This window comes from Streptomyces griseorubiginosus, from assembly GCF_036345115.1.
Lineage (GTDB): Bacteria > Actinomycetota > Actinomycetes > Streptomycetales > Streptomycetaceae > Streptomyces > Streptomyces griseorubiginosus_C.
Genome location: NZ_CP107766.1, coordinates 434,722 through 461,640, shown reverse-complemented (window position 1 = coordinate 461,640; position 26,919 = coordinate 434,722). Strand labels below are relative to the sequence as shown.

The 26,919-nt window shown below is 72.1% G+C and carries 22 protein-coding genes; 12 read left to right on the top strand and 10 right to left on the bottom strand.

Annotation, left to right across the window (positions count from 1 at the left end):
- Positions 1 to 108 precede the first annotated feature (108 nt).
- Both OHN19_RS02160 and OHN19_RS02155 read left to right on the top strand, forming a co-directional pair.
- A complete protein-coding gene (locus OHN19_RS02160) occupies positions 109 to 501 on the top strand; it encodes a PadR family transcriptional regulator (protein ID WP_330269511.1) in 393 nt (130 codons plus the stop codon).
- Positions 498 to 1,505, top strand: coding sequence for a hypothetical protein (locus tag OHN19_RS02155; protein WP_330262437.1), 1,008 nt, complete (start codon positions 498 to 500; stop codon positions 1,503 to 1,505). Before OHN19_RS02160 ends, OHN19_RS02155 begins: the two co-directional genes overlap by 4 nt.
- Here the strand turns inward: OHN19_RS02155 and OHN19_RS02150 are convergent.
- From OHN19_RS02150 to OHN19_RS02140, 3 genes are all read right to left on the bottom strand, one after another.
- The gene (locus OHN19_RS02150) at positions 1,489 to 1,983 is read right to left on the bottom strand and encodes a lamin tail domain-containing protein (protein ID WP_330262436.1); all 495 of its coding nucleotides are present in this window, start codon (positions 1,981 to 1,983) and stop codon (positions 1,489 to 1,491) included. The genes OHN19_RS02155 and OHN19_RS02150 overlap by 17 nt on opposite strands.
- Positions 1,984 to 2,066: 83 nt before the next feature.
- A complete protein-coding gene (locus OHN19_RS02145) occupies positions 2,067 to 3,443 on the bottom strand; it encodes a glycoside hydrolase family 43 protein (protein ID WP_330262435.1) in 1,377 nt (458 codons plus the stop codon).
- A gap of 192 nt (positions 3,444 to 3,635) precedes the next feature.
- Entirely contained in the window at positions 3,636 to 4,976 is a 1,341-nt protein-coding gene (locus OHN19_RS02140; RefSeq protein WP_330262434.1) for a jacalin-like lectin, read from the bottom strand.
- 281 nt (positions 4,977 to 5,257) lie between these two features.
- Between OHN19_RS02140 and OHN19_RS02135 the strand changes: the two genes are divergently transcribed.
- On the top strand, positions 5,258 to 6,160 hold the full coding sequence (locus tag OHN19_RS02135; protein ID WP_330262433.1) for a peptidoglycan-binding domain-containing protein: 903 nt from the start codon (positions 5,258 to 5,260) through the stop codon (positions 6,158 to 6,160).
- A gap of 12 nt (positions 6,161 to 6,172) precedes the next feature.
- Here the strand turns inward: OHN19_RS02135 and OHN19_RS02130 are convergent, their stop codons facing one another.
- Positions 6,173 to 7,567, bottom strand: coding sequence for a hypothetical protein (locus OHN19_RS02130; RefSeq protein WP_330269510.1), 1,395 nt, complete (start codon positions 7,565 to 7,567; stop codon positions 6,173 to 6,175).
- Positions 7,568 to 7,719: 152 nt separating this feature from the next.
- On the opposite strand from OHN19_RS02130, the gene OHN19_RS02125 reads away from it, so the two are divergent.
- Entirely contained in the window at positions 7,720 to 8,697 is a 978-nt protein-coding gene (locus OHN19_RS02125) for an ABC transporter substrate-binding protein (RefSeq protein ID WP_330262432.1), read from the top strand.
- A 31-nt stretch (positions 8,698 to 8,728) separates the two neighbouring features.
- On the opposite strand, the gene OHN19_RS02120 is transcribed toward OHN19_RS02125, so the two are convergent.
- Complete coding sequence (locus tag OHN19_RS02120; protein WP_123765678.1) at positions 8,729 to 9,301, bottom strand: MarR family winged helix-turn-helix transcriptional regulator; 573 nt, start codon at positions 9,299 to 9,301, stop codon at positions 8,729 to 8,731.
- Between the two features lie 204 nt (positions 9,302 to 9,505).
- Between OHN19_RS02120 and OHN19_RS02115 the strand changes: the two genes are divergently transcribed.
- Positions 9,506 to 10,507: a zinc-dependent alcohol dehydrogenase family protein gene (locus OHN19_RS02115; protein WP_330262431.1), complete on the top strand. Its 1,002-nt coding sequence runs from the start codon at positions 9,506 to 9,508 to the stop codon at positions 10,505 to 10,507.
- Positions 10,508 to 10,513: 6 nt separating this feature from the next.
- Here OHN19_RS02115 and OHN19_RS02110 read toward each other — a convergent pair whose 3' ends face one another.
- From OHN19_RS02110 to OHN19_RS02095, 4 genes are all read right to left on the bottom strand, one after another.
- Entirely contained in the window at positions 10,514 to 11,677 is a 1,164-nt protein-coding gene (locus tag OHN19_RS02110; RefSeq protein WP_330262430.1) for an NAD(P)/FAD-dependent oxidoreductase, read from the bottom strand.
- Between the two features lie 148 nt (positions 11,678 to 11,825).
- Entirely contained in the window at positions 11,826 to 13,190 is a 1,365-nt protein-coding gene (locus OHN19_RS02105; protein WP_330262429.1) for an FAD-dependent oxidoreductase, read from the bottom strand.
- Positions 13,191 to 13,323: 133 nt separating this feature from the next.
- Positions 13,324 to 16,116, bottom strand: coding sequence for a SpoIIE family protein phosphatase (locus OHN19_RS02100; protein WP_330262428.1), 2,793 nt, complete (start codon positions 16,114 to 16,116; stop codon positions 13,324 to 13,326).
- A 480-nt stretch (positions 16,117 to 16,596) separates the two neighbouring features.
- Positions 16,597 to 19,437 carry a SpoIIE family protein phosphatase gene (locus OHN19_RS02095; RefSeq protein WP_330262427.1) on the bottom strand — a complete coding sequence of 947 codons (2,841 nt, stop codon included), beginning with the start codon at positions 19,435 to 19,437 and terminating at the stop codon, positions 16,597 to 16,599.
- A gap of 192 nt (positions 19,438 to 19,629) precedes the next feature.
- Between OHN19_RS02095 and OHN19_RS02090 the strand changes: the two genes are divergently transcribed.
- From OHN19_RS02090 to OHN19_RS02070, 5 genes are all read left to right on the top strand, one after another.
- Positions 19,630 to 20,268, top strand: coding sequence for a helix-turn-helix transcriptional regulator (locus OHN19_RS02090; RefSeq protein WP_419249501.1), 639 nt, complete (start codon positions 19,630 to 19,632; stop codon positions 20,266 to 20,268).
- 54 nt (positions 20,269 to 20,322) lie between these two features.
- Complete coding sequence (locus tag OHN19_RS02085) at positions 20,323 to 21,501, top strand: alanine racemase (protein WP_330262426.1); 1,179 nt, start codon at positions 20,323 to 20,325, stop codon at positions 21,499 to 21,501.
- 289 nt (positions 21,502 to 21,790) lie between these two features.
- Positions 21,791 to 23,593 (top strand): acyl-CoA dehydrogenase, encoded by a 1,803-nt coding sequence (locus OHN19_RS02080; protein ID WP_330262425.1) that lies wholly within the window; start codon positions 21,791 to 21,793, stop codon positions 23,591 to 23,593.
- Between the two features lie 123 nt (positions 23,594 to 23,716).
- A complete protein-coding gene (locus tag OHN19_RS02075) occupies positions 23,717 to 24,079 on the top strand; it encodes a metalloregulator ArsR/SmtB family transcription factor (RefSeq protein ID WP_330262424.1) in 363 nt (120 codons plus the stop codon).
- On the top strand, positions 24,072 to 24,710 hold the full coding sequence (locus tag OHN19_RS02070; RefSeq protein ID WP_330262423.1) for an SRPBCC family protein: 639 nt from the start codon (positions 24,072 to 24,074) through the stop codon (positions 24,708 to 24,710). The genes OHN19_RS02075 and OHN19_RS02070 overlap by 8 nt, the downstream gene beginning before the upstream one ends.
- A gap of 5 nt (positions 24,711 to 24,715) precedes the next feature.
- Here OHN19_RS02070 and OHN19_RS02065 read toward each other — a convergent pair whose 3' ends face one another.
- Positions 24,716 to 25,348 carry a lipoprotein gene (locus tag OHN19_RS02065; protein WP_330262422.1) on the bottom strand — a complete coding sequence of 211 codons (633 nt, stop codon included), beginning with the start codon at positions 25,346 to 25,348 and terminating at the stop codon, positions 24,716 to 24,718.
- Between the two features lie 106 nt (positions 25,349 to 25,454).
- Here OHN19_RS02065 and OHN19_RS02060 point away from each other — a divergent pair, with 106 nt between their 5' ends.
- Complete coding sequence (locus OHN19_RS02060; RefSeq protein WP_330262421.1) at positions 25,455 to 26,237, top strand: maleylpyruvate isomerase family mycothiol-dependent enzyme; 783 nt, start codon at positions 25,455 to 25,457, stop codon at positions 26,235 to 26,237.
- A 127-nt stretch (positions 26,238 to 26,364) separates the two neighbouring features.
- Complete coding sequence (locus tag OHN19_RS02055) at positions 26,365 to 26,892, top strand: hypothetical protein (protein ID WP_330262420.1); 528 nt, start codon at positions 26,365 to 26,367, stop codon at positions 26,890 to 26,892.
- Positions 26,893 to 26,919 lie beyond the last annotated feature (27 nt).

Here is a 26,919-nt window from a genome sequence, read left to right as displayed (position 1 = left end):
ACCATCCGCATTGGGGCGAGCCCTGTTCGCCGTTTCCACCGGATCGTGCGTTTCGGCTCGCTGAATATATCGGGAGCCGATATATTCGCGTTCATGGCACCGAGGAACATGACACAGGCGGCGTTCTTCGTACTGACCGCCCTCGCCGATCAGCCGCGGCACGGCTACGGCATCCTGCGCGAGGTCGAGGAACTGTCCGAGGGGGCCGTGCAGATGCGCGTCGGCACCCTCTACGGCGTACTGGACCGGCTCACCGCCGACGCACTGATCGTGCTGGACCGCGAGGAGGTGCAGCAGGGCCGGCTGCGGCGCTACTACCGGCTCACCGACGAGGGGACCGCGGCCCTGGACGCGGAGGCGGAGCGGCTCGCCGCCGGGGCGAGCGCCGCCAAGAAGCGGATCGCCGAGGGGCGGCGCGGTCCGGGACCCGCCCCGGGCCGTACGTCCGGAACGACCGACGGGCCCGTCGCCGGCCCCGGACTCGCCGGAGGTCTGGCATGACGACCCTGCTGGAGACCCGCTACCGCGCCGTGCTGCGTCTGCTGCCCGCCTACTACCGGCGCGAGCGCGAGGAGGAGATGGTCGAGACCTACCTCTGGGACATCGACCAGGAGACCCAGGAGCAGAGCCGGCCCACCCTCGGCGAGGTGGCGAGCGTTCTCGCGCTGGCCGTGCGCTCCAGGCTCGGCGCCGGTGGCGCGCCCCGCCGGTACGCCCTGCTGGGCTCGGCGGTCCGCCTCTTCGCGCTCTTCGCCGTACTGCTCCAGGCGGCGTCCGCCATGGTCGACCGGGTGCTGGGCCTGACCTGGGCGTCCACCCGAGGCGGGAGTCAGTGGGACCTGTTCACGGACGGCTTCACCGGCCACGGCGTGTGGGCCGGCGTCGGAGCGGTCGCCCAGTGGTTCCTGCCGCTGCTGTGGACGGTTTCCTACTTCGCCCTGCTGCACGACCACCGCCGTCTGGCCCAGGTGTCCGCGCTGGTCGCGGCCCTGCCCACGCTCTGGCCGCTGTTCGACCTGTGGGCCCTCGACTTCGCGCCCTCGGACTCCGCCTATGTCGTCGCGGCCACCGTGCTGGCGTGGTCGTCGGCGCTGGCCCTGTGTGCGGCCCACCACCGCGACGCGCCCCCGGCCGCGCTCCCCGCGGGCGCGCCCGGACTGGTCTTCGCCGCCTGCTGTGTGCTGATGGGCGGCTCGGTGGTGGTCCTGCCCGACGGGGTCGACACCGCCTGGGCGCTCGTCACCTGCTATCTCGTGACGGCCCTCGCCTGGCTGCTCTACCGCGTCCGGGGCGGGAGGCGCGGCCCCGCCGCCGGGGAGGCCGCCGCCCTCGCGGCCCTGGGGCTGCTCCTCCTGGCGGTCCGGATCACCGCGGTGTACCCGTGGCTCGACGACCTGCCCGGCACCCTGCGGGTGGGGGTCCTGAGCCAGGCGGCGGCCCTGGTCGCCCTGACCGCCGCGCTGACCGTCGTGAGCGGACGCGACCTGCTCAGCCGTGGTACGTGATGTACCCGTTGCCGTCCCGGTCGTCGCTGCTCGCGGTGTACGCGTGGGTGTCGGCGTGCGCGCCCGAGGGCTTGAAGAAGCGGATGGTGTCCTTGTCGTTGTTCCAGATGAAGTTGCAGTTGTTGCGGTAGACGACGTTCCTCGCGTCCGAGTCGGTGCCGTGGCCGCCGCGCAGCTTCACGTAGTCGCCGGGCTGGAGCGTGTGGTTCTTCGTGAACGTGAACTTGTTGGTGCTGGTGGAGTCCCTCACGACGTACCCCTTGAGGTTCACCGTCGCGGTCCGCGAGTAGTTCTTGATCGTCAGGTACTCCTCGTCGGTGTTGCCGGTGGAGCAACTGTTGGAGTCCCGGCCCGGGGCGTCGTACTGGACGCCCTTGATCTTCAGTGCCGACGAGTACTCGGTCGCGTGGGCCGGAACGGCGGTCAGCACGGTCAGCGCACCCGCGGCCGCCACGGCGGCTATGTGTCCTCTGCGCATCGAAAAAGCCCCCCTGTGAAGGTCTGGTGAAGAAGACCTGGAGCGTATACAACGCGGAGCGCCAGGGGGGCTTTTCGGTTGAATCAGTAACCGACTCGGAATGTCGCGTCCTGCTGGTCCGTGGCGGTGGAGATCGGGTCGATGCGCAGGACGTAGTCGGCGTGCCGGATGTAGCGGGTCGGGTTGTTGTACGAGCGGAAGGACGCCCAGCTCGCGTCCGCGAGGCCCGCCGTGCGGTAGAAGGTGGCGTCCCCGGCGAACGTCGAGGTGCCGTCGTTGACGTCGAGCCGGAGCTGGTAGTTGTAGTGCCGCAGATAGCGGTCGGGGTAGTTGACCGACCGGAAGGAGACCCCGGAGCTGTCGGCGAGCCCCGGGACGAGCGTCCACAGGGAGTCCTTGTACGGCTCGACCGGGTACTCGTCGATCCGGCCCACGTAGTTGGAGTGGCGGACGTAACGGGCCGGGTAGTTGTAGGACTTGAGCCGGTTCCAGGCCGGCGCGCCCCACTTGGCGAGCAGGTTGTTGTACTCGGCCGTGGTGATCGTCGCGATGCCGCAGTGCTTGGAGTTGACCGGCTGGGTGTAGGTCCTCTGGTCCAGCGCGGTCCAGGTGCCGGTGGCGGGGCTGCTGGACTGCCAGGCGTAGAAGACGCCGTTGGGCGTGTAGGTGTCGCCCCAGAGCCACCAGGTGCCGGACGTCAGGGACTTCACGACGGTCGGCGCCTCGGTGCCGCCGTGGGCCACGCCCGCGCTGAACTCGGTGAAGCTGCCCGGGTTCAGTGAGGTGGAGCGCGCGGACACCAGAGTCTGGTTCTTCTTGAAGAAGAGGTAGTTGTAGCCGTTCACGCCCAAGGCCATGTCGCCGTCGATGACGTCGTAGCCCGGGTCGAAGAAGACCTGCGGGGCGGAGGCGGTGACGAAGTCGCTGGTGTAGTTGACCATGATCACGTTGTGGCCGCTGCTGTTCACCGAGGAGTAGATGACCGCGTACTGGCCCCGGCCCGCGTCCCAGAACGCCTCCGGCGCCCAGCTGTGGGTGGTCATGTCGTGCAGTTTCAGGCGCCGGTAGCCGGTGAAGGTGCGCAGGTCGGCGGAGTCCCAGACATGGATGTACTGGCTGTTGTAGTTCCAGTCGGTGCCCTTGAGGTCGGTGGCGAGCACCACGAACGTGCCGTCCTGCTTGCGCATCAGGAACGGGTCGCGCAGGCCGAGCGCGCCCGCGGTGGGGGTGACCAGGGGGTTGTTCTGGTTGAGCGGTGTCCAGTTGAGCCCGTCGGGGCTGACGGCGAGGTGGAGGCCGTAGTCGGTGCCGTCACCGAGGTTGGTCGACTCGGTGAAGTAGACCATCGCGTACGCCGAGTCGGCGGCGTGCGCGGTGCCCGCGCCGAGGGCCAGGGCGAGCGGTACGGCCGCCGTCATGCCCAGCAGGCCGCGACGGGACAGGTGGGGGTTTGCGCTCATCGTGTTCTCCAAGGTGGCGTGCGGGGGGACACCTCAACGACCGATATTTCGAACGGAGTTCGGTAAATCGATCAGAAGGTAGGCCCTGGCCATGAGCGCGTCAATCATCCGGCCGCACTTTTGTGATTCCTGTGCACCCCGGGGCGCGGGAGCGCGCCCCGGGGTGGGTCGGTCGGCGCTGGAGCGGGTGGTTCAGCGCTGGGTGTAGATGAAGCCGATCTTGTCGACCTCGTCGCCCGTACGGCCGTGGAAGCCGGCGATCTGCCAGCCGGTCGGCGCGGTGCGGGTCACGCAGTCCGAGGTCGTGGTGCCGCCGGCCAGCGTGCGGCCGAGGCTGGTCGTGAACTTGGCGTAGAAGATACGGGTGTTGCCGTCCTTGACGCCCTGGCACAGCTGCGCCGAGGTCAGGTACTCACCGCTGCCCAGCGTCAGCGAGGAGGCCGTGCCGCCGGTCCCGCCGTGGCTGAGCGTGGTGCCGTTCGCCAGCGTCAGGCTCAGCTGGTCGACCCGGGAACCGGCGCGCAGTCCGACGGTGGTGGCGCGGGCGCCGGCGGGGACACCGGTGATGTCGTTGAAGTAGTCGCCGTGCGGGCCGCCGAACTGGTCGCTCAGCTGGAAGGCGGCGTTGCGCGACCAGCTGAACCCGACCGCGATCGGGTCGTGGTCGGAGAGCATCAGCCCGTCGCCGGTGAGGAACTTGGCGTGCTCGTTGTTGTACGACGTCGCGTTCAGCGAGACGAGCTTGCTGCCCCGGTAGAGGACCTTGTCGACGACCTCGCAGGTGTTGGGCACGGTGGCCCCGGTCTGGTCGCAGACCAGGGCGTCGCTGCCCTTGGCGGGCGGGGTGCCGCCGCGGATCAGCTGGACCCAGGCGTCGGTGAGGCCGTTGGCCGCGGCGAACTCGCCGATGGTGTCGCCGGAGCGGGTGTAGCGCGTGTTGGTGTCGCCCATGACGACCACCGCGTTGCCCTTGGAGTGGCTGTTGATGAAGGCGGTGAGCTGGTTGAGGTTGTCCGCGCGCGAGGCGAGGTCGCCGTCGTTGGTGCCCGCGTTGGTGTGCAGGTTGTAGAAGTCGACGTAGACGCCCTCGGCGAGGCGCTCCCGCATGAAGGTGAAGCCCTTCGGGGTCAGGCAGTCGCCCGAGTCGTACTGGCAGGAGTTCCAGCGCACCCGCTCGAAGTCGTCCACGTCGTAGGGGATCTTCGAGAGGGTGTTGAGACCGCTGCCGATGCCGGCGCCACCGCTGGTGGGGGTGCGGTAGGCGTGGGCGGTGTCGCCCGCGTAGAGGTAGGCGTGGTAGTTGAAGTCCTCCTCCACATGGACGATGTCGTACGGCGCGATCCGCTGGCCGATCGCCGTGGTGCTCGGCTCGCGCGGGGTCGGCGCGCTGGAGATGGCCTCGGGCAGGCCGGCCACGTTGTAGCTGAGGACGCTGAAGCTGCCCGAGTCGGCGGCCGAGGCGGCCGGGGCGGCCGCGGTGAGCCCGCCGAGGACGGCGGTGGCCGCCGCCAGACAGGCGAGGAGTCTGCGCATGGGGAGTGTCTCCTGAAGGAGTGGCGCGGGTGGTGCTGGCGGGACAGAAGTTACCGCCGGTTACCCCATGTTGTCGCGGGTCCGTGCACTCATCTTCCGTCAAGTCGCCCAGGGCTGGCGGGGTGTTGGGGCCCCGCGCCCGCCTCCGTTCACCCTCGCTTCACGCGCGGTGGCTGAAATTCGGCCCTGCGGATGTGGCCGTTCCAGATCGATAGGAGGTGTGGAATTTCCGCGCGGCATATCTGTCTACGATATGAAGATCGTACGGAGAGGGAACGCGCGTGAGTGAACCACCAGTCCTCGTCTGCCCTGAGTGCGGGGCGCCCCGGGCGGCGGACGGCACTCCCTCCTGCACCTGCGCGCACCGCGCGGCCGAGGCCCACCTGGAGTCCCGTACGGCCGAGGCGGCGGCCGCCGAGGACTTCGATCCGGTGCGGATCCGGCCGTTCGTGGAGGTCGGCGAGGAGCCCGTGGACCCGGCCGACGAGCCCGAACAGCCGAGCACCACAGGGGACTTGCCGACCGCGGGTGACGTGGTGTCGCCTGCCCCCGTCGAAGAGCCGGCCGTTCAGTCCCCGGCCGACGGCGAACCCGGCCGCCCCGGACGGCGGACGGTACTCCTCGCGGGAGCCGGGGCGGCCGTCGCCGTCCTGGTCACCGGCGGATTCGTCGGCGGACTCTTCTCGTACGACGGCCCCGCGCGCGACGGCTCGGTGGCCGGCGGTGTACGGGCGGGCGTACCGGAGCAGTCGCCGCAGTCGAGCGGCCCGTCCGCCATCTCCCCTTCCACTACGGCGACTTCGACCGAGGCGTCCGCGTCGCCCTCCTCCTCGCCGAGCGCGGACCCGAGCGGCAGCGCGACCCCGTCGGGCCCGCCCACCCCGACCCCGACCCTCGCGCCCTCCAGCGCCGCCGCCACCTCGACCGTGGCCCCGAGGCCGACCGTCTCGAACGGGCAGCCCCCGGTGCTCCGTTACGGCGACCAGGGCGCCGAGGTCGTCGAGCTGCAACTCCGCCTGAAGCAGGTCGGGCTCTACGACGGGGAGGCGGACGGCGACTTCAGCCGGGCCGTCGAGAGCGCGGTGCGCACCTACCAGGTCACCCGCTTCGTCCTCCAGGACGACTCGGGGGTGTACGGCACGGAGACGCGGGCCTCGCTGGAATCCGAGACCACGGAGCCGTGACGCGTTCTCCGGTCAGGGCTGTCGCCGGTGCTCGTCGGACGGACGGGACCGGTCGTAGGGGCGGGGGTAACGCGTGGGCGCATACGGAACATAGCGGGCCGCCGAGGCCGGATCGGCTTTCGTGGCACGGGAGTTGAGCGTGGCGGGATCGCTGCCGCGCCAGTGGCCGGTGGTGATGCGGTCCTCCAGGGTGTGCAGCGCGGCGATCTGCTCGCCCGGACTGAACGTGCAGTGGCCCGCGTTGTCGACAAAGCGCTGCCGTAGCAGGGGCGCCGAGCCCGCGGCCGTGGCGGCCCGGCGGTAGGCGCTCTCGGACTGCACCGGGATCAGCGCGTCGCCGGTGGTGTGGATGTTCAGCTGGGGCCTGGTGAGACGGCCGGTGAAGGTGCTCGTCCGGCTCATCCACCGGACCGCCTTGGCGTCGGCACGGACGCGCGGGGCCCTGTCGAGGGCGTTGAGGTCGGACGTCAGGGACAGGCCCGCCTTCGCGTACAGCTCCTCGACCTCCTTGAGGTACGGGGAGCGGTGGAGCATGGCGCGGTGGTCGACGCCGGTGTTCCACGACATGGAGCCGCCGGCCCGGGACTCGGCCTCCTGGCGCCAGACGAAGGCCGGGAACCGCACCAGCCCGAGAACGGCCTGGTACTGGCCGGTCTGCTGGGCGTCCCGGTCCGTGGGTGCGGGCCGGGGCTGCGACGGGTCGTTCCAGCCGGGGATGTTGTGCAGGGCCGCGGCGAGCGCGATGCGGGCCCGGCCGTCGGCGGTTCGCTGCGCCCCGGCGAGCACGGCGGTCATCGCGTCGGACGCCTCGGTGGCGGCGGTCTGGTTCGGCAGCCGGGTCAGGGGGATGCCGGAGCCGGGGGCGAGGAGTGTCCTGAGGGCGAAGACCGGGTCCAGTGTGCTGTTCCAGTTGGCGACACCGCCCTGCACCAGCCCGCACATCGACAAGGACCCGGCCAGTCGGGACGCGTGACGCTCCGCCAGGGCGGTGGTGACCAGACCGCCGTAGGAGGTGCCCCAGGCCAGGGTGCGTCCGGCGCGGCCGAAGCGGGCGGTGAACGTGTCGAGGGTGGCCAGTTGGTCGGGCACGGTCTCGGTCACGGCCCAGCCGGTGGTGGCGTACGAGGATCCGATCAGCGCGTAACCCTGCTTCAGGAGCAGGGACTTGGTGGTGTCGTCGGGCGCGTTGCGCGCCGGGTTGGGCGCGCCGGCCGGGGTGTAGCCGTGGCTGTAGAGGAGGACCGTGCCGTTCCAGTCGGCGGGTACGTCCATGAGGTAGGCCGCTCCGGACGGCAGCCGGCCCTCGACATGGACGTCCTCGGCGGCGGCGTGGGCGGCCGGGGCGACGGGGGCGGCGAGCAGCAGTGCCGCGACGGCGACGAGCGTACGGGTGCGGATGCGGTGCATCACGAGACGTGGGCTCCTTGGCGCAGTCCGGTTTTCCTGCGGTCGGGGGGACTGACACCGCGAAGGTAGGCGTGTACATTGCGGGCGTCAATGATGTGCACAACATCAATGGGCGGGTCATGAGGTGTCTGCCGCCTCGTCAGGAGGGCCCCATGCGAAGGCGCATGCTCGGACTGGCCGTTGCGGTGATGACCCTCGCGGGTGCCGCCGGATGCGGATCGTCGGACTCCGGCAGCGGCGGCGCGTCGTCCGCGGGCGGCGGGAAGAAGACCCGGGTGACGGTCGGGGTCATCCCCATCGTCGACGTGGCGCCCCTCTATCTGGGGCAGAAGAAGGGGTTCTTCGCCAAGCGCGGGATCGAGCTGAAGACCGTCACCGCGCAGGGCGGGGCGGCCATCATCCCCGGGGTGGTGAGCGGGCAGTTCCAGTTCGGCTTCAGCAACACCACCTCGCTGATGCTCGCGCAGACCAAGGGCGTGCCCGTGAAGTCGGTGGTCAACGGGGCCGCGTCCAACGGCAAGGTGGGGGCCGACGTCACCGCCGTCCTCGTCAAGAAGGACAGCACCGTCAAGTCCGCGAAGGATCTCGCCGGGCGCACCGTGGCCGTCAACACGCTCCAGAACATCGGGGACACCACGGTCCGCGAGTCGGTGCGCAAGGCCGGCGGTGACCCGGCGAAGGTGAAGTTCGTCGAGATCCCCTTCGACCAGATGCCGGCGGCGCTGGACGGCGGCCGCGTGGACGCCGCGTGGATGGGGGAGCCGGCCCAGACCGTCGCCAAGGCGCAGGGTGCCCGGGTCGTCGCCTCGCCCTTCGCCGAGACCGATCCGAAGCTGACGGTCGCGACCTGGTTCACCTCGGCGAAGACCGTGCAGCAGGACCCGGCGCTGGTGAAGAACTTCACCGAGGCGATGACGGAGTCGCTGGCGTACGCCAGCGGTCACCCGGACGAGGCCCGGCAGATCCTCACCACCTACACCAAGATCGGCGGCGATGTGCTGAGCGGGCTCATCCTGCCCAGCTGGCCGGCCGAGGTCGACACGGCCTCCCTGGAGAAGCTCGCCGCCCTCGGCGAGGAGGACGGCATCTTCGGCGGCAAGAAGCCGGACATCCAGGCCCTGTTCTCCTGACGGGTCCCCATGTCTTCCGGCGGGGCCGACGTCAGGCCTTCGGGCGCCGGCCGCTGCGCCTCGGGGCAGGCTCGGCGCCGTCGAGCAGAGTGCGGCGGCGCTCCTCGCCGTGCTCCTCCACCTGGAGGACGACCTGCCGGAGCCCCTCGGCGAGGCCCCGGCACTCCGCGTCGCTGAGGCCGGCCGTCACGAAGGCCTCCTCCTCGTTGAACGCCGGGAACACCCGCTGCATCAACTCCTCGCCCTTCTCGGTGAGTCGGAGCAGCACCAGGCGCCCGTCGGTCGGGTGACCGGAGCGGCTGAGCAGCCCGCGCGACTCCAGGGTGCGGGCCACACCGGTGAGGGTGCCCTTGGAGATCCCGGCCTCCTCGGCGACATGCCGGGTCTCCGACTCGCCCCACACCCACACGACCCACAGCACCACGAAGGCCGTCCAGGTCAGGTCGGAGCCGCGCAGGACGGAGTTCTCCAGGTGCTGGCGCACCGCGGACGCGGCCCGGTAGATGTTCGCCACGGCCGCCATCCGGTCCCGGCGGATCGCGAACCCGCCGAGCTTCTCGGCCGCGAGCTTCTCGGCTTGGGTGATGGATCGCTGGCCGGGCACGGGCGGCTCCTTCGTCGGGCGGAGGTCGTTCGTCGGGCGGAGGTCGTTCGGACTCAAATTCTAAAGGGCCTGGTGGTCGGTGTGAGGGTTGAGCACCCGATAAGTTCGAAGTCTCTCGTAGTTTGACAGCTATCGTACTTTGCGCTTGGCTCGATGCCGGGAGTACGGCGCCGCCGGCGCCGTCCGACGGGACGGGGATGCGCGATGACCAGGACGGTACGGTTCCATGAGCTCGGCGGACCGGACGTGTTGAGGATCGAGGACGTCGAGGTCGGCGCACCGGGCCCCGGCGAGCTGCTGGTCCGCGTGGACGCGATCGGTCTCAACCGCGCCGAGGCCCTGTTCCGCAGCGGCAACTACATCGAACCGGTCAAGGAGTTCCCGGCCCGCCTCGGCACCGAGGCCGCGGGTGTGGTCGAGGCGGTGGGCACGCGGGTGAGCGGGTTCGCGGCGGGACAGCCGGTCAGCGTGATCCCCGCCTTCTCGATGAACGACCACGGCGTCTACGCCGAGCGCGCGATCGTGCCCGCCCACGCCGTCCTGCACCGCCCGGAAGGGCTCGACGCCGTCACGGGCGCCGCGGTCTGGATGCCGTACCTGACCGCGTACGGCGCCCTCGTCGAGGTCGGCGGCATGCGGGCGGGTGACACCGTCGTCCTCACCGCCGCCTCCAGCAGTGTCGGCCTGGCCGCGATCCGGACCGCCCGCCGCGTCGGCGCCACCCCTCTCGCCACCACCCGCAGCCCCGCCAAGAAGGACGCGCTGTTGGCCGCCGGAGCGGCCGAGGTGATCGTCACCGACGAGGAGGACGTCGCCGCCCGCGTGCTCGAACTGACCGCCGGACGCGGCGCCGAGTTCGTCTTCGACGCCGTCGCCGGACCGGGCGTCCGCGACCTCGCCCGCGCGGTGGCGCCCGGCGGCACGCTCTTCCTGTACGGCGCCCTCAGCGGCGAACCCACCCCGTACCCGGGCTTCGACCTCGGCATGCCCGCACTGAACATGCGCACCTACACCGTCACCCGGGAGACGACCGCCGACCCCGAACGGCTGCGTCGCGCCGCGCAGTTCGTCACCTCCGGGCTGAGCGGCGGGGCGTTCGCACCGGTCGTCGACCGGGTCTTCGGCCTGGACGAGATCGTGGCGGCGCACCGCTATCTGGAGGCGGGGACGCAGATCGGGAAGATCGTGGTGACCGTCGACCACTGACGGGCGCTAGCCGCGCGCCCCCCGCCGCTCCGTCCAGAGGTCGGTGTTCCAGCCCAGGAGCCGCACGAGCTCCTCGTCCGGGGAAGCGGGCCGGGGTCCGCCGGAGGGGGTGTGGGTGCCCCGGGAGATGTTGCCGCTGACGGTGATGTTGTGCTCCACGCGGGGGCGGCGAAGCCGCTCGTACAGGGCGAGCGCGGTGTCCGTGTCCGGGGTGTCCCGCAGCGACTTCGCGAGGACGACGGCGTCCTCCAGCGCCATCGAGGCACCCTGGCCGGTCGCGGGGGAGGCCGCGTGCGCCGCGTCCCCGACCAGCAGGGTCCGGCCGGAGCGCCAAGGGGTGCCGGTGGGGATCTCGGTGGCGTTGGTGACCATGAGCTCCTCGCCGGTCGCCGCGACCAGGTCCGCGGCCGGCGTGGCGTCCTCGCGGAGCAGCGGCAGCAGCCGCTCGCGCCATTGGGCGGGCGTGCCCGACGCCAACTCCTCGGCGGACAGCGGATCTCCGCTCACCCGGGCGAACCAGTACGTCTCACCCTCGGGCGACACCGCGTAGCCGAAGGCGGCCCCGCTGCCGCGGACCATGGTGATGCACGCCTCCGGTCCGGAGGGAGCGGCGGCGCGTGTGCAGCCGTAGAAGACGTACTGGCCGGAAGGGAACGGCCGGGTCGGGGGCGAGACCGACCGGCGTACGGCGGAGTTCAGGCCGTCCGCGCCGATCAGCAGGTCACCGCTGGCGGCGGAGCCGTCGGTGAAGTGCGCGGTGACGCCGTCGGGGCCGTCCTCGACCGACGCGAGGCGTGCGCCGTGCCGCAGGGGGATGCCCCGGCGGACCGCCTCGGCCTGGAGCGCGGAGTTGAGGTCGCCGCGCCGCAGGCACCGGTAGTTCAGCAGCGGGTCCAGGGCCTCGCCCATCGGCGCGTGCGCCAGCTCGGTGCCCCGGTCGTCCAGGACCCGCAGCGAGGTCAGCGGGAAGCCGATCGCGGTGACCGCCGCGGAGGCGTCCAACTGGGCCAGCGCGCGCATGCCGTTGCTCGCCAGGGTGAGGAACGCGCCGATGTCCTCGGCCGAGTCGGGATGGGCCTCGTGCACCGCGACCTCGAAGCCCGCCTTGTGCAGCGCCAGGGCCGTCGCCGTACCGGCGACACCGCCGCCGATGACCAGTACGCGTGCCACACCCACCCCGTTCGTCCCGCGTCCGCCCGCACGGCCGTACAGGCACGAGGGGAACGACCGGACGCGGGCCGGGGTTCCGCCGGTCGGCAGCGGAAAGCCGGTCGCACCTCCCCTGAGGGACTCCGGCACGACCGGCTTTCTGTTCGGATCAGGCGCCGCTCTCCCGCAGCATGTCCTCGCGCTCGACGAGCTTCACGCGCTCGCGGCCCTGCGGCTCGCCCAGCGCCTTCTCGGCGGCGTCCAGCTTGTACCAGCCCTCCCAGGTGGTGAAGCGGACGTTCCGCTCGGCGAGGAACGCGTCCACGGCCTCCGGCTCCGGCGAACCGGGCGTCTGGAGACGGTCGTTGGCGAAGTCGTCCAGGAGGTTCGACACCGTCTCGTTGGCGTCGCCCTTGGTGTGGCCGATCAGACCGACCGGGCCGCGCCGGATCCAGCCGGTGACGTACGTCGACTGCAGGTGCTCGCCGCTCTCCTGCATGACCCGGCCGCCCTGGTCCGGGACCGTGCCCGAGTCGATGTCCCAGGGCAGCTTGGGCAGCTTGTCGGAGAGGTAGCCGACCGCGCGGTAGACCGCGGAGACGTCCCAGTCCTTGAACTCGCCGGTGCCCTTGACGTTGCCCGTGCCGTCCAGGGCGGTGCGCTCGGTGCGCAGGCCCACGACCTTGCCGTCCTCGCCGAGGATCTCGGTGGGCGACTCGAAGAAGTGCAGGAACAGCTTGTGCGGACGGTCACCGACGTCGCGGATCGCCCAGTTCTCCAGGGTCTTGGCGACCATGTCGGCCTGCTTGTTGCCGCGCCGGGTCTCGATCGAGCCCTCGTCGTAGTCGATGTCCTCGGGGTCGACGATGACCTCGATGTTGGGGGAGTGGTCCAGCTCCCGCAGCTCCATCGGGGAGAACTTCGCCTGCGCCGGGCCGCGGCGGCCGAAGACGTGGACCTCCAGCGCCTTGTTGGCCTTCAGGCCCTCGTACACGTTCGGCGGGATCTCCGTCGGGAGGAGCTCGTCGGCGGTCTTGGCCAGGATGCGGGCCACGTCGAGTGCCACGTTGCCGACGCCGAGGACGGCGACCTTCTCGGCCTCCAGGGGCCACGTGCGTGGCACGTCCGGGTGGCCGTCGTACCAGGAGACGAAGTCGGCGGCGCCGTACGAGCCGTCGAGCTCGATGCCCGGTATGCGCAGCTCGCGGTCGGCCGTCGCGCCCGTGGAGAAGATCACCGCGTCGTAGAAGGCGCGCAGGTCGTCCAGGCTGATGTCGGTCGGGTAGTCGACGTTGCCGAAGAGGCGGATCTGCGGCTTGTCGAGCACTTGGTGCAGGGCCGTGATGATGCCCTTGATCCGGGGGTGGTCCGGGGCCACGCCGTAGCGGATCAGTCCGAACGGGGCCGGCATCCGCTCGAAGAGGTCGATGGAGACACCGGGCTCGGCGGCCACATCGGACTTGAGCAGCGCGTCGGCTGCGTAGATCCCGGCGGGGCCGGCTCCGACGATGGCTACCCGCAGGGGGCGGGGCATGATCAGGTTCCCTTCGAGCGGTGACAGATCAACTCGAGGGAAGCCTAAGCTAAGGCAAGCCTAACCCGGTACGCGGGTCCGATCTATGGGCTCATAAGATCGGCTTATGGGTGGCCAAAGGCGTCCATGGGGGTCACGGCAGCGGTTGTTCCGCCCAGATGACCTTGCCCGCCGGGGTGTACCGGGTGCCCCAGCGCTCGCTGAGCTGCGCGACCAGGAACAGACCCCGGCCGCCCTCGTCGGTCATCGCCGCGTACCGCAGATGCGGTGAGGTGCTGCTGCTGTCGAAGACCTCGCAGATCAGGGAACGGTCGAAGAGCACCCGTACCTGGACGGTGTCGCCGCCGTAGCGGATCGCGTTGGTGACGAGCTCGCTCAGGATCAGCTCCGTGGTGAACGCGAGCTCGTCCAGGCCCCACAGGGACAGCTGCCGCGACACGGACGCCCGGACCTCCGAGACCGCGGCCGGGTCGGCGGGGACCTGCCACTCGGCGATCCGGTCGGCGGCGAGCGCCTGTGTGCGGGCCACGATCAGGGCGATGTCGTCGATGGCCCGGGACGGCGGCCGCGCGTCCAGCACGGCCCGGCAGGTGTCCTCGGGCGAGGGGCCCGCCTGCTCCAGGGCGGTGCGCAGCAGCTCCAGGCCCACGTCGATGTCGCGCTCCCGGTCCTCCACGAGCCCGTCCGTGTAGAGCACCAGACGGCTGCCCTCGGCGAGTTCCAGGTCGGCCGTCTCGAACGGCAGACCGCCGAGGCCCAGCGGCGGACCGGCGGGCACGTCGGGGTACTCGACGGTGCCGTCGGGGTGGATGAGGGCGGGCGGGGGATGGCCCGCGCGGGCGATCGTGCACCGCCGGGAGACCGGGTCGTAGACGGCGTACAGGCAGGTCGCGCCGGTCACCGGGGAGTTGCCGCTCTCCTCCGCCTCGTCCTGGTCGATCCGGGCCACCAACTCGTCCAGCAGGGCGAGCAGTTCGTCGGGCGGCAGATCGAGGGCGGAGAAGTTGTGCACCGCCGTGCGCAGCCGGCCCATGGTGGCGGCCGCGTGCAGTCCGTGCCCCACGACGTCACCGACCACGAGGGCGACCCGGGCACCGGACAGCGGCAGTACGTCGAACCAGTCGCCGCCCACGCCCGCCTGCGCGGGCAGGTACTTGTAGGCGATGTCCAGGGCGTCCTGCTCGGGCAGCCGGCGGGGCAGCAGACTGCGCTGGAGCGTCACCGCCATGGTGTGCTCGCGGGTGTAGCGGCGGGCGTTGTCGATGGAGACCGCGGCCCGGGTGACGAGCTCCTCGGCGAGGGCGACCTCCTCGGTGTCGAAGGGCTCCGGCTTCTCCGAGCGCCAGAAGCTGACCGTGCCGAGGACGAGGTGGCCGGCTCGCAGGGGGACGGCGATCAGCGAGTGGATGCCGTACTCCATGACGTGGGCGGAACGCTCCCGGTCCTGGGCGTGCCACCCGGTGGCCTCGGCGAGCCGCGGCTCCAGGACCGCCTTGCCGCTGCTGATGCCACGGGCCTGGGGGGCGGAGTCGACCAGGGGGATGCGTTCGCCGACCTTGTACAGCGGGGCGTCCTCGCGGATCCCGCTGAGCGCGGTACGGCGCAGGGTGGTCGCCGCCTCCGGCTGCCCGCCGCTGAGCACCTCGTCGAACAGGTCGACGGTGGCGAAGTCCGCGAACCGCGGTACGGCGAGCTCGGCCAGCTCCTCGGCGGTGCGGGTCACGTCCAGGCTGGTGCCGATGCCCACCGTGGCGTCGTACAGCATGTCCAGGCGCTCGCGGGCGACCTCGGCGCGCCCGGACAGGGCGCGCAGCTCGGTGGAGTCGCGCAGCGTGGCGACGCTGCCGGGCGGGCCGCCCTGGATGTCGGTGGGCCGCTGGTTGACCGCGAGGAGCCGGTCCCTGACCCGGTGCACCTCGTCGGTGGCGACCCGTCCGGAGGCCAGCAGCCCCGCGGTGTCGGCGGGCAGCGCGAGGTCGAGGACGTGCCGGCCCTCGGCGTCGGCGGGCAGGTCGAGCAGTCGGTGCGCCTCGTCGTTGGCGAGCAGCAGCCGGCCCTCGCCGCTGACGATCAGCACCCCCTCGCGCACGGCGTGCAGCACCGCGTCGTGGTGCTCGTACATGCGGGTCATCTCGTGCGGGCCCAGGCCGTGCGTCTGCCGCAGCAGCCGTCTGCTGACCAGCGCCGTGCCGCCCATGGCGAGGGCGAGCCCGACGGCGGCGGCCGTCAGCAGCAGCGGCAGCTGCTCGTCGGCGGTGCCGCCCACCTTGGCGGTCGTGATGCCGGCCGACACCAGGCCCACGACCTTGCCGTCGGTGTCCTTGATCGGCACGACGGCCTGCACGAGCGGTCCGATGGTGCCGGTGATGTCCTCGGTGACCACGCGCCCGGCCAGTGCGGGGCCGATGTCACCGACGAACTTCTTGCCGATGCGGTCCGGTTTGGGGTGGGTGTACCGCACCCCGTCGGTGTCCATGACGACGATGAAGTCCACGTCCGTCGCCCGGCGGGCCGCCTCGGCGCGCGGCTGGAGCACCGCCGAGGGGTCGGGGCTGTCGAGGGCCTCCAGGGTGCCGGGCGCGTTGGCGAACGCCTGGGCCACGGCGACGGAACGGTTGCGGGCCTCCACAGTGCTGTCGTGCCGTACCTGGAGCACCAGGGCGACCACCGCGGCCACGACCAGCAGCAGGACGATCACCACTTGCAGGACGAACACCTGTCCGGCCACGCTGCGTCCGCCGACCGCCGCCCGCAGCGCCCCGGGTCCCCGCCCGCTCCGGGCTCCGTCGCGCTCCACCCGGGTCGGTGAACTGCCCCGTGCCGGGCCCTCGTGCTGGTCGTGAGTGCGGTCGGGTGTCTGCGGTGGGCGGGGACCGCCGGGGCGACGGGCCGACCCGCCCCCGGAACGGCCCGGGAGTCGGACCATGTGCCCATGTCTACACTGCCGCGCCGCAGGAGGCGAGGGGCGTCACACGGTGTGACAGAACAGCGACAGACCCTCCACGGGGCGCACGCAGGGGGAGGGGGGAGACAGGCGCCGGTCGGCGTGGTGGTGGGGGGACAGGGGGGCTGGGGGCGGGTCGTGCTGGGGGCCGGGTGGGTGAGGGTGCCGGGCGCGCATGTGCGGACTGGCATGGGGGTGGGTGCGCTGAGTGCGCGTCGGCGCGGACTGAACAGGGGTGCTGGCTGGGCGTGCTGAGTGCGCGTTGGGTGGAGGTGCGGCGCGTCTGCGCGGGCTGGACCGGAGTTGTGCGCTGTGTGCTGAGTGCGCCGGGCGAGCGTGGCGGGCGCGTCGGTGCGGTCGGGGAAGGGGCGGTGCCTGGGGCCGGCGGGGTGCGGTGCGTGTTCGCGGGCTCGGCGGGGTGCCGTGCGCGTCCGCGGGCCTGGGGCGGGGTGGTGGGGGTGGTCAGTGGGTGCCGGATGAGGGCTCGGCGCGGCGGGTTGCCAGCAGTAGTGCGATGTCGTCGGGGCGGTCCGGGGCGTGCCGGGCCGTCGCGGTCAGCCGGTCCGCCACGCCCGCCAGGAAGCGCTGGCCGGGACGGGCCGCGGGGGCGCCGGCCTTCGCCAGGGCCACCCGCAGCGCGGTGATCCCCTCGTCGATGTCGCAGCCGGGCCGCTCCACCAGTCCGTCCGTGTAGAGCGCGAGGACCGTGCCGGGGTCCACCTGGAACTCGGTGACCGGATAGCGGGCCCGCGGATCCACCCCGAGCACCACCCCGCCGGGCAGGTCCAGGACCCGGGTACGGCCGTCGGGGCGGCGCAGCAGCGGGGGCGGATGGCCGGCGCGGGCCGCCCGGGCCAGCCCGGTGGCGGGGTCGAGGCGGATGTAGCAGCAGCTGGCGAAGAGTCCCGGGTCGAGGTCGATGAGGAGATGGTTGGTGCTGCTCATGACCTCGTCCGGCGGCCGGTCGCCGAGCGCGAACGCCCGGACCGCGCTGCGCAGCTGGCCCATGGTGGCCGCCGCCTGCACGCCGTGCCCCTGGACGTCCCCGATGACCAGGGCGAGCCCGTCGCCCGACTCGACGACGTCGTACCAGTCCCCGCCGACGTCCATCCCCGCGGTGCCGGGCAGATAGCGGCCCGTGGTCTCCAGCAGCGGGTGCGCCGACAGCCGGCGGGGCAGGAGCACCTGCTGGAGTCCCCGGGCGAGCGCGGACTCCGACTCGTAGCGCTGCGCCTTCTCCATGGCGTGGGCGATCAGTCCGGCCAGCGCGGTGAGGACCGTGCGCTCCTCGGTGGAGAAGCTGCGGGGCCGGTCGAAGCCGAGGATGCAGGAACCGACGGACCGGCCGGAGGCGATCAGGGGCAGGAAGACCCGGGCGCCCTCGGTCGCGTCCAGGGCGATCCCGGGGTAGGCGGTCGTCAGCTCCTCCATCGAGTCGAAGAACAGCGGTCGGCCGCTGGTGAGGGTCTCGACGCCGGGGAGGCGTGCCTCCAGGCCCACGCCGTCGAAGGGCGCGAGGAAGCCCTTCGGGAAGCCGCTCTCCCACGCCAGGTACAGATGGCGGTCCTGGAGCAGGTAGATCGCGAGCCGGCGCCCGCTGAACGCGGGCAGCAGCTCCCGCATCACGACGGCGGACACCTGCCGGGCGGTGACGGCCTCGCTCAGCGCGATGGCGAGGGCGATCGGCCGGTACAGCGGCGCGAGTGGGCTCGCCCCCGTCTCGGCCGCCTCGGCGCCGCCGTGTCCGGCAGGACTGTCCGCCACCCGACTCGCGGGCCGCACCGTGCAGGTCAGCCGGTCGGGACCGGGATACACGGACAGCGCCAACCAGTCGCCTTCGTACGACTGGGGTGCGGGGTCGGTGTCCTGCGGCGAGGACGTGGAGCGCGAGGGCACCTCCCGCGCCGCAGTGCCCCGGACCTGCGCCTCCTGCCGCGCTGCGGTGCTGTGTGCCTGCGGCTCGTGTTCCGATGCGGTGCTGTGTGCCTGCGGCTCGTGTTCCGCTGCGGTGCTGTGTGCCTGCGGCTCGTGTTCCGATGCAGTGCCCTGTGCCTGCGGCTCGTGCTCCGGTGCGGTCCCCTGTGCCTGCGCCTCGTGCTGCCCCGCGTCCCCCCGCACCCCCGGCCCGCCCTGCGCTCCGCTGCCCTGCACCCCCGGCCCGGTGCCCTCGACCCCCGCCTCATCCGCGGCCTCGCGGAGCCGTGGACGTTCCAGGTGGAAGTGGACCGGGTCCGGGGCCAGGAGGGCCGCGCGCAGGTGGTCCTCGAAATCGGGGCGGCCCAGCCAGGGCACGGCCTCCCACAGGTCGCGGCCGACGAGTTCGGTGCGGGGGCGGCCCAGGAGCTGGGCGGCGCGGGGATTGGCGTAGACGACGAGGCCCAGCCGGTCGAGGCAGAACACGCCGTCGGGCAGCAGGTCCGCCGCCGAGTCGGCCGTGGGGGCCGGGCCCGGCGCCACCACCACGCCCCGGACCGCGGGCGCGGCGGGCGGGTCGTGGGCGGTCCACAGGTCCAGCAGACGCAGCGCGCCGTCCGCGTCCCGCAGGTAGAGCGGCAGCGCCGGAGGCCGACCCGCGGCGGTGTCGCGCAGGGTGCCCAGGATGCGGTGCGCGTCGCTGGGGGCCACGGCGTCGGCGAAGGCCTCGGCGGTGCCGGGGAACTCGCTCGGCGGTACCCCCAGGAGGGTGTGCAGATCCTCGTCGAGGGTGATCGCGGTCGTCGTCGGGTCCCAGGCGAAGCGGCCGACCCGCCCCACCGACGTGGAAGCGGTGGGCGGCCGCAGGTACATCGGCTCGCCGTCCCAGGCGACCTGGTCGGAGTCCTCCTCCTCCAGGCTCCGCAGCGCCGCACCCAGCTCCTGCGCGAGCCGCACCACGCGGTCGCGCTCGGAGAGCAGGTCGGCGGCGTCGGTGACGGCCGGGCGCAGCACGGTCAGCACGCCGTAGGTCGTCGAACCGCTGACGACCGGTACGTAGAGCGAGCCGAAGTGGAAGGGCAGGCCCGCCGCGAACTGGGCGTAGCGGCGCATGGTCTCGGTGGCGTTCGGCAGGACCACCTGGACACCCAGCCGGTAGGAGTCCGCGACGGGGAAGGGACTGTCGACGTGCAGCCGCCACCAGGGCCGGAAGAGCGGGCCGGGAAGTCCTGACAGGACGGCGAGCCGGAGCACTCCGGGCGTGCGGGAGCGCAGATAGACCCCTCCGGCGTGGCCGCCGGCCGCACTGATCGCCTCCGTCGAAGCGTCGATCAGCAGCGCCGCCAGCCGCCCGGCCGCGGAGTGTGCCTCCTTGACGCTCCCAGTCATCGGCCCTACCTCGTCCGTGCGCCGTCCCGCGGGCGACACAGCAAGAATGCGCCACCAGGTCACCGGCCCGCACCCGGGCGGCCCATATGTATACCTCGATCACCCCGCTGGACAACTGTCGGTCGGACTCTTAGAGTCAATATCCAGTTCTGGACAATCAGTCCAAAAACGTGGTGGGGCGGTGCGCTGGTCGTGGAAGGCGTCGTTGGCGGTGCGGACGAGCACCTCATCAGTGAGGCCGAGAAGATCGCCGTGGCGCTCGGTCGCATGTTCCCCGGGTTGTGCGAGGTGGTGCTGCACGACCTGCGGGACCCGCGGCACGCGATCCGGGCGATCGAGAACAACCTCTCCGGCCGCCGGGTCGGGGACTCCGCGACCGAGCTGGGCCTGGCCCGGATCGCCGACCCGGACTATCCGAGCGTCCTCCAGAACTACCCCAACCGCTTCCCCGACGGCCGCCCGGCCAAGAGCACCTCCATCGGGATCAAGAACACCGCCGGGGAGTACGTCGCGGCCCTGTGTCTCAACCTCGACGTGTCGGTCCTGTCGCCGGTGACCCTGGCCCTGTCGAACCTCGTGGCCACCGACACCGAGCACCGGGACCAGCCCCTGGAGACCCTTCGGGACCGCACCACACGCGAACTGCGGCAGGTGGTGGAGGAGTTGGCGGCCGAGCGCGCGGCCACGCCCCGTTCGCTGAGCCGACCGGACAAGAAGGAACTGGTGCGGCAGCTGCACCGGGACGGCTGGTTCGACTCCCGCGACGCCGCCCAGACCATCGCGGACCTCCTCGGTGTGTCCCGGGCGACCGTCTACAACTACAGCAAGTGACGGCCCCCTTGTGTGCCCCCCTGTACGCCCGCTTGTGAGGACGGACCTCTCCACGTGACCCCCGAGCACCACCCCGTGAGCGCCGACGCGCGCACCCTTGCCGACCCCGACACCCCCTTCGCGGTCGTCGATCTCCACCGGACCCGGCGCAACATCGAGCGGCTGGCCGCCCGGGCCGAGCGGCTCGGCGTGGCCCTGCGCCCGCACGTGAAGACGGCCAAGAGCCTCGATGTCGCCGCTCTGCTGCACGAGGGCGCGACCCCCTGCCCGGTCACCGTCTCCACCCTCGCCGAGGCGGAGGCGTTCGCCGCGGGCGGGTACACCGACATCACCTACGCCGTCGGCATCGACCCCCACAAACTCCCGCGCGTCCTCGCCCTGTTGCGGCGCGGTGTGACCCTGCGCGTCCTCCTGGACAGCACCGAACAGGCGGAGTCCGTCGCCGACGCGTCCCGGCGGGCCGGGATCGCCGTCCCGGCCCAGATCGAGATCGACTGCGACGGCCACCGCGGCGGGCTCAGGCCCGACGCCCCCGGGCTCCTCGGGATCGGCCGCGTCCTGCACGAAGCGGGCTGCCTGGACGGCGTGTTGACCCACGCCGGCGAGTCGTACTTCGCTCCCACCGCTGAGGAGCGGAGACGGGCCGCGCGGAATGAACGGGACAGCGCGGTCGCCGCGGCGGAGCGACTGCGGTCGGCCGGCCTGCCGGTGGCCACCGTCAGCGTCGGGTCCACCCCCACCGCCCACGCCGCCGAGGACCTCACCGGAGTGACCGAACTGCGCGCCGGCAACTACGTGTTCTTCGACCTGGTGATGGCCGGCCTCGGCGTCTGCGGCCTCGACGACCTCGCCCTGTCGGTCGTCGTCACGGTCATCGGGCACCGGCCCGAGTACGGCTGGATCGTCACCGACGGCGGCTGGATGGCCATGTCCCGCGACCGCGGCACTGCCGCCCAGGCGCAGGACCAGGGCTACGGCCTGGTCGCCGACCTCGCCGGAAACCTCCTCCCGGGCCTGGTCATGACCGCCGCCAGCCAGGAGCACGGCACCCTCACCGCTCGCGACGGCGCCCGCCTGCCCGACCTTCCCATCGGCACGCGGCTGCGTATCCTGCCCAACCACGCCTGCGCCACCGCGGCGCAGCACCAGGGCTACCACGTCGTGGAAGGTGCCCGCCCGGCCGGTGACGCGCTCGCCGTGCGGGGGTTCTGGAACCGCGTCAGCGGCTGGTGACCGACCGAGGGAACCGAACCGGCCGTTGAGCCGTCGACGAGAAACACACGTCTCGTTCACCCGGAACGGTGGGTAGGAGACAGGGCGACACGCCGGAGGCACGGGGGTGGGTGAAGTCGACCGGGAGCGCGGGGCGTAGAGTCCCGCACCGGAGGGCAATCACCTTGTGTGGATTGTGACTTGTGGTATTAGAGGGGCCGTTTAAGGGGTAACTACCACCAGACGCGGGTCTTCAATCGTGGTGATGATCATGATGTGATCAGAGGGTGCCCCGGGCTACGTTGCCGCTGTGATCACCTCTCAACTCCCCGTAACGTCACCGCCGCTGACCGAGACCGCCGCCCTCAGGCACCTGCTCTTCGACGCACAGGCCGAGATCCACGAGCCCTGGCGCCGCCTGTTCGGCTCCGACGTGTTCGCCCACCACGAGGGGCTGACGCACGAGGAGCGAATAAAACTCTCCTATCAACGCCTACGTTCGGTGAACGCGGCGGTACCCGATCCGCAGGCCCTGGCCCGGGACCCGGTCGCCCTGAGCGCCCTGCACGAGTGGGCCGGGGTGGTGGACCCGGGCATGACCACGATCGCCAGCATCCACTACAACCTGTTCCTCGGCAGTCTCCTCGAACACGACAGCGACGGCCGGGACCTGGGCCCCTGGCTGCGGATGGAGCGCGTCGGCACCTTCCTGTGCACCGAGCAGGCGCACGGCAACGACGCACCGCAACTGGAGACCACCGCCACCCTCGACCGGGCCACGGGCGGGTTCGTGCTCACCACTCCGACGCGCGGGGCGCGCAAGTGGATGCCCAACACCTCCGCGATCGGCGGCCCGAAGGACGCCGTGGTGGCCGCACGGCTGATGATCGACGGCAAGAGCCAGGGAGTGTTCCTCTTCCTGACCCCGCTGACCGACGCGCACGGGCGTCATCTGCCGGGCGTGGAAGTGGAGGCGCTGCCCCAGACGGCCAGCAGCCCGGTCGACCACTGCGCCACCTCCTTCCACGGGGTCCGGCTGCCGCGGACGGCTCTCCTCCAGGGTGATCACGGCCGGCTGACGCCCGAGGGCGAATTCGTCTCCAACCTCGGCAGCCCCCGCAAACGGTTCCTGCGCTCCATCGGCCGCGTCACCATGGGCAAGCTGTGCATGAGCGCCTACAGCCTGGGAGTGACCCGGCACGCCCTGGCCGTCGCCGTGCGCCACGCCCACCAGCGCGTCACCTCCGGCATGACCAGCGGACAGCGGGTGCCGCTCTTCAGCCACCGCACCCACCACGCCCCACTCGTGGAGGCCCTGGCCACGACCTATGCCGCCACCCTGCTCCAGCGCGGCGTCGTACGGCGGTGGGCGCGGGCCGCCGAGGGCGAACGTGAGGAAGCCGAGCGGCTGGTGGCGGTCGCCAAGGGGTGGATCACCTGGCAGGCCCGGTCCGTGATGACCGAGTGCCGGGAACGCTGCGGCGCCCAGGGGCTGTTGCTCTCCAACGGGATCGCGGGCCAGCTCGCCGCCAACGAGGGCACCATCACCGCGGAGGGCGACAACACCGTCATCTGGGTCAAGGCGGCCGGCGAGATGCTGCTGGGCGGCTTCACCCCACGCCCGCCCAGCGAGACACCCCCGGCCGCCCGGACCCTGCACGACCCGGAGTACCTGCACGACCTGATGGGCGACCTGGAGCGGGTCCGTCACGAGCGGGCCCGGGGGCGGCTGCGCGCCAAACGGGTCGGCTCCTCCCTGGACCGCTGGAACGGCGCCTCCTCGGCGGCGCTGTCCCTGGTCGACGCCCATGTGCACCGGCTGGCCGCCCAGGAACTCCTCGCCGCGGCCGGGCGGGCCGCCGACCCGCGGGCGGGCCTGCTCCTCGACCACCTCCACCGGCTGTTCGCCCTGCGGTACGTGGCCGCGAACAGCGGTGAACTGCTCGCCCACGAGCGACTGACCGCCGAACAGGTCCGCTACCTCCCGGAGGTGCTGGAGGCCACGGTCGCGGCGCTGGCACCGCACGCCCTGACCCTCGTCGACGCCTTCTCCGTGCTGGAGGAGGTGACGGCGCAGCACCCGATGCTGCGCTCGGAGGCCAGACCGGCCTGACCGTCACCGCCACACCCTGACCGCTCAGCAGTCCGAGGGCCGCCGGAACTCCGTCGGCCCTTCTGCGTTGCCCACCCGCACCACCTATTTAAGACTTGGCTTATATAAGCAGCGAGTGGCATAGTGGGTCACGTGCACGCGTTCGACGTACTCGGGGATCCGGTCAGGCGCCGGATATTGGAACTGCTCGCCTCGGGGGAGCAGGCGTCGGGCGAGGTCAGTGCCGTGATCCGGGACGAGTTCGGGATCTCCCAGCCGGCTGTCTCCCAGCATCTGAAGGTGCTGCGGGAGAGCGGCTTCGCCTCCGTCCGCGCCGACGGCAACCGGCGGCTCTACGCCGTCGAGGCCGCGCCGCTGCGGGAGGTCGACGCCTGGCTGGAGCGCTTCCGGGGGTTCTGGGAACAGCGGCTCGACGCGCTCGGAACAGAGCTCGCGCGCGGACAGCGGGAGCGCAGACGGCAAGGAGAGGTGAGCCAAGGTGAGTGAGATCGCCGACGAGATCAACCGACTGCACCGACGGGTCGGCACCCGGCAGGTCGAGAGCGGTGAGGCCCGGACCGTACTGCTGCGGCGCACGTACGACGCCGAGATCGCCGACGTGTGGGACGCGGTGACCTCCCCCGAACGCATCGCGCGCTGGTTCATGCCGGTCAGCGGCGAACTCAAGGTCGGCGGCCGCTACCAGCTGGAGGGCAACGCCGGCGGCGAGATCCTCGAGTGCGTGGAGCCCGAGCGGCTCAGGGTGAGCTGGCTGTACGGCCCCGACCCCGGCTTCAGCGAGGTCGAGGTGCGCCTCACGCCCGAGGACGGGGAGCGCACCGTCCTCGAACTCGAGCACGTGGCCGTCGTACCGGACGAGTTCTGGGACCAGTTCGGTCCCGGTGCCGTAGGAGTCGGGTGGGACCTCGGGCTCTACGGGCTCCGGCTGCACCTCGCGGGCGGCGGGCTCAGCAAGGAGGAGGCCGCGACCTGGCACACCACGCCCGAGGGCAGCGCCTTCATCACCGGCTCGGGCGAGGCGTGGGGCGAGGCCTACGCCGCCTCCGGAGCCGACGCCGAGACGGCCGCCAGGACGACGGCCGCGACGATCGCGTTCTACACCGGAACCGAGGCCTGACCGGCTCAGGCGGCGCGCAGGGTGCGCTTGGCGAGCTCGTACGCCGGGAGCATCTCCTCGTGCTCCTCGGTGTCCAGCCCGCCCAGATGCACGACCACGGGGCCGTCCGGGGTGACGACGGCGAGAGCGCGCTCCTTCTTCGTCTCCTCCAGGAGCTCGCTGGTGTAGAGGTACTCCACCTCCACACCGGAGAGCCCGTCGGAGGTGAAGGTGCCGTACTTCTCCTTGCTCGCGCCGTCCTCGCCCGCGACGAAGGCCTTCAGGACGCTCCGGGCGTCGGCGTCACCGGGCTTCGCGGCCCACACCCGCAGGAAGCCGATGCTGCCCGCGGGCTTCGCGTCGATCTCGCACGCCAGGGTGACCGGCCCCTGGCGCAGCGGCGCCTCGACGGCCTCGGCCTTCCAGTTCTTCGCCGTGTCGAACGTGACGGGCAGTTCGCACGCCGAACCGGCGGCGCCGATCGTGCCGCCGCTGCTCGCGGAAGCACCGCCCGCACCGGACGTCCGCGCCGACGCCGACGGGCTCGCCGACTTCTCGGAGTCACCCTCCTCGGCGGTCCCCGAACAGCCCGCCAACACGCCCACCAGCAAAGCCACCTGGGCCACCCGACGCCCTGTGCTCCCCGCCCCGACCCGCATGCCCGTGTCTCCCCGTCCGCCGCAGTGCCGCTGAATTCCGTAGTGGATCTCGAAGGAGTCAGGTTAGGTGTCAGGGATAACGAATCGTGCAGCGAAGGGGGAAGCGTTGGTGACCTTCGACGACCACTGCAACGCGATCGTCGCCCAGACCGGCCTGCTCGCCCGCCACGCCGAGGGCACGGACCCGGCCGCCCCGGTGCCCACCTGCCCCGGCTGGGACCTCGGCCGGCTGCTGCGGCACGTGGGCGCCGACCACCGCTGGGCGGAGGAGATCGTACGGACCCGCGCCACCCGGCCGACCGACGACGACTCGGTCGACGACCCGGCCGCCTACGCCGACCTCGACCCCTCCGCACTCGGCGGCTGGCTCGTCGAGGGCGCCACCCGGCTGGCCGGCACCCTGCGGGCCGCCGGTCCGGACACGCCGGTTTGGACACCCGCCGACGAACACCTGATCGAGCAGTCCACCGGGTTCTGGGCCCGTCGCATGGCCTACGAGACCTTGCTGCACCGAGCCGACGCGGCCCTGGTGACCGGCGCGGAGTTCGTGGTCGACGAGCGGCTCGCGGCGGACGCCGTCGAGGAGTGGCTCCAGTTCTCGACCGTCCCGGAGGCCTATGAGCCGCTGCCCGGCGTGCCCGACCTGCTCGCACCCGGACGGGCCCTGCGCTTCGACGCGGGAAGCGCGGGGGAGTGGCTGCTCGACCTCGGCGGGGAGCGGCCGCGGTGGCGGCGGGGCGGCGGCGAGGCCACGGCGAGCGTCCACGGGCCGGTGACCGGCCTGCTCCTCTTCCTCTACGCCCGCCCCGCGCCCGGCGTCAGCACGCGAGGCGACTCGGAGCTGCTGGACCTGTGGCTGAAACGCACCCGGTTCTGGCTGGAGCTGTAGCGCGCCAGGAGGCGCGGTGTGGCCGAGACCACGTGCCCGCCGAGGTCGGAGCCATGTCGTCCTCCCCGGCCCGCGGGCTACCGTTTCGGCCAGACCCCTTCCCACCAGCAGCTCGGGCGGCCCGGCAGTGCAAGCAGATCTCTCCCCGGTCATCGCGGCGACCGCGCACTGGCTGAACCGCGCCTACCCGCCCTCGGGCGGCGCGCTGGCCGCCGCGCTGTGCGAGGTGCAGGCCCGGCAGGCGGTCACCGTCGCCGCGTGGCTGCGCTATCCGACGGCGATGGACGCCGCCCTGCTCGGCATGGCGGGCCCGGGCGGCTCCGCCCGTCTCGACTGGGTCACCGGCGCGGACGCCGCCGGTGACCGGGACACCGAGGACCACCACTGGCGGACCTGGGTGGACGAAGTCGTGGCCAGCTGGGCGGCCTGTCTGCTCACCGACCCCGAACTGGCCGAACTGGCCGTGACCGAGGTCTCCGGGGGCGAGCACACGACGGCCACACCGGCCGCGTTCCGCCGCCTGCTCACCCCCGACGCCACGGACCGCCGCGCGGCGGCCCTGCTCAGGCATCCCGACCTGCTGGCCCCGGTGGCCGGACTGCACCGGGACCAGCTGCTGGACCGACTGGGCTCGGACGAGGCGCTCATCGCCTGAGGCCTTCACCCTCGCCCCTGGGATCTG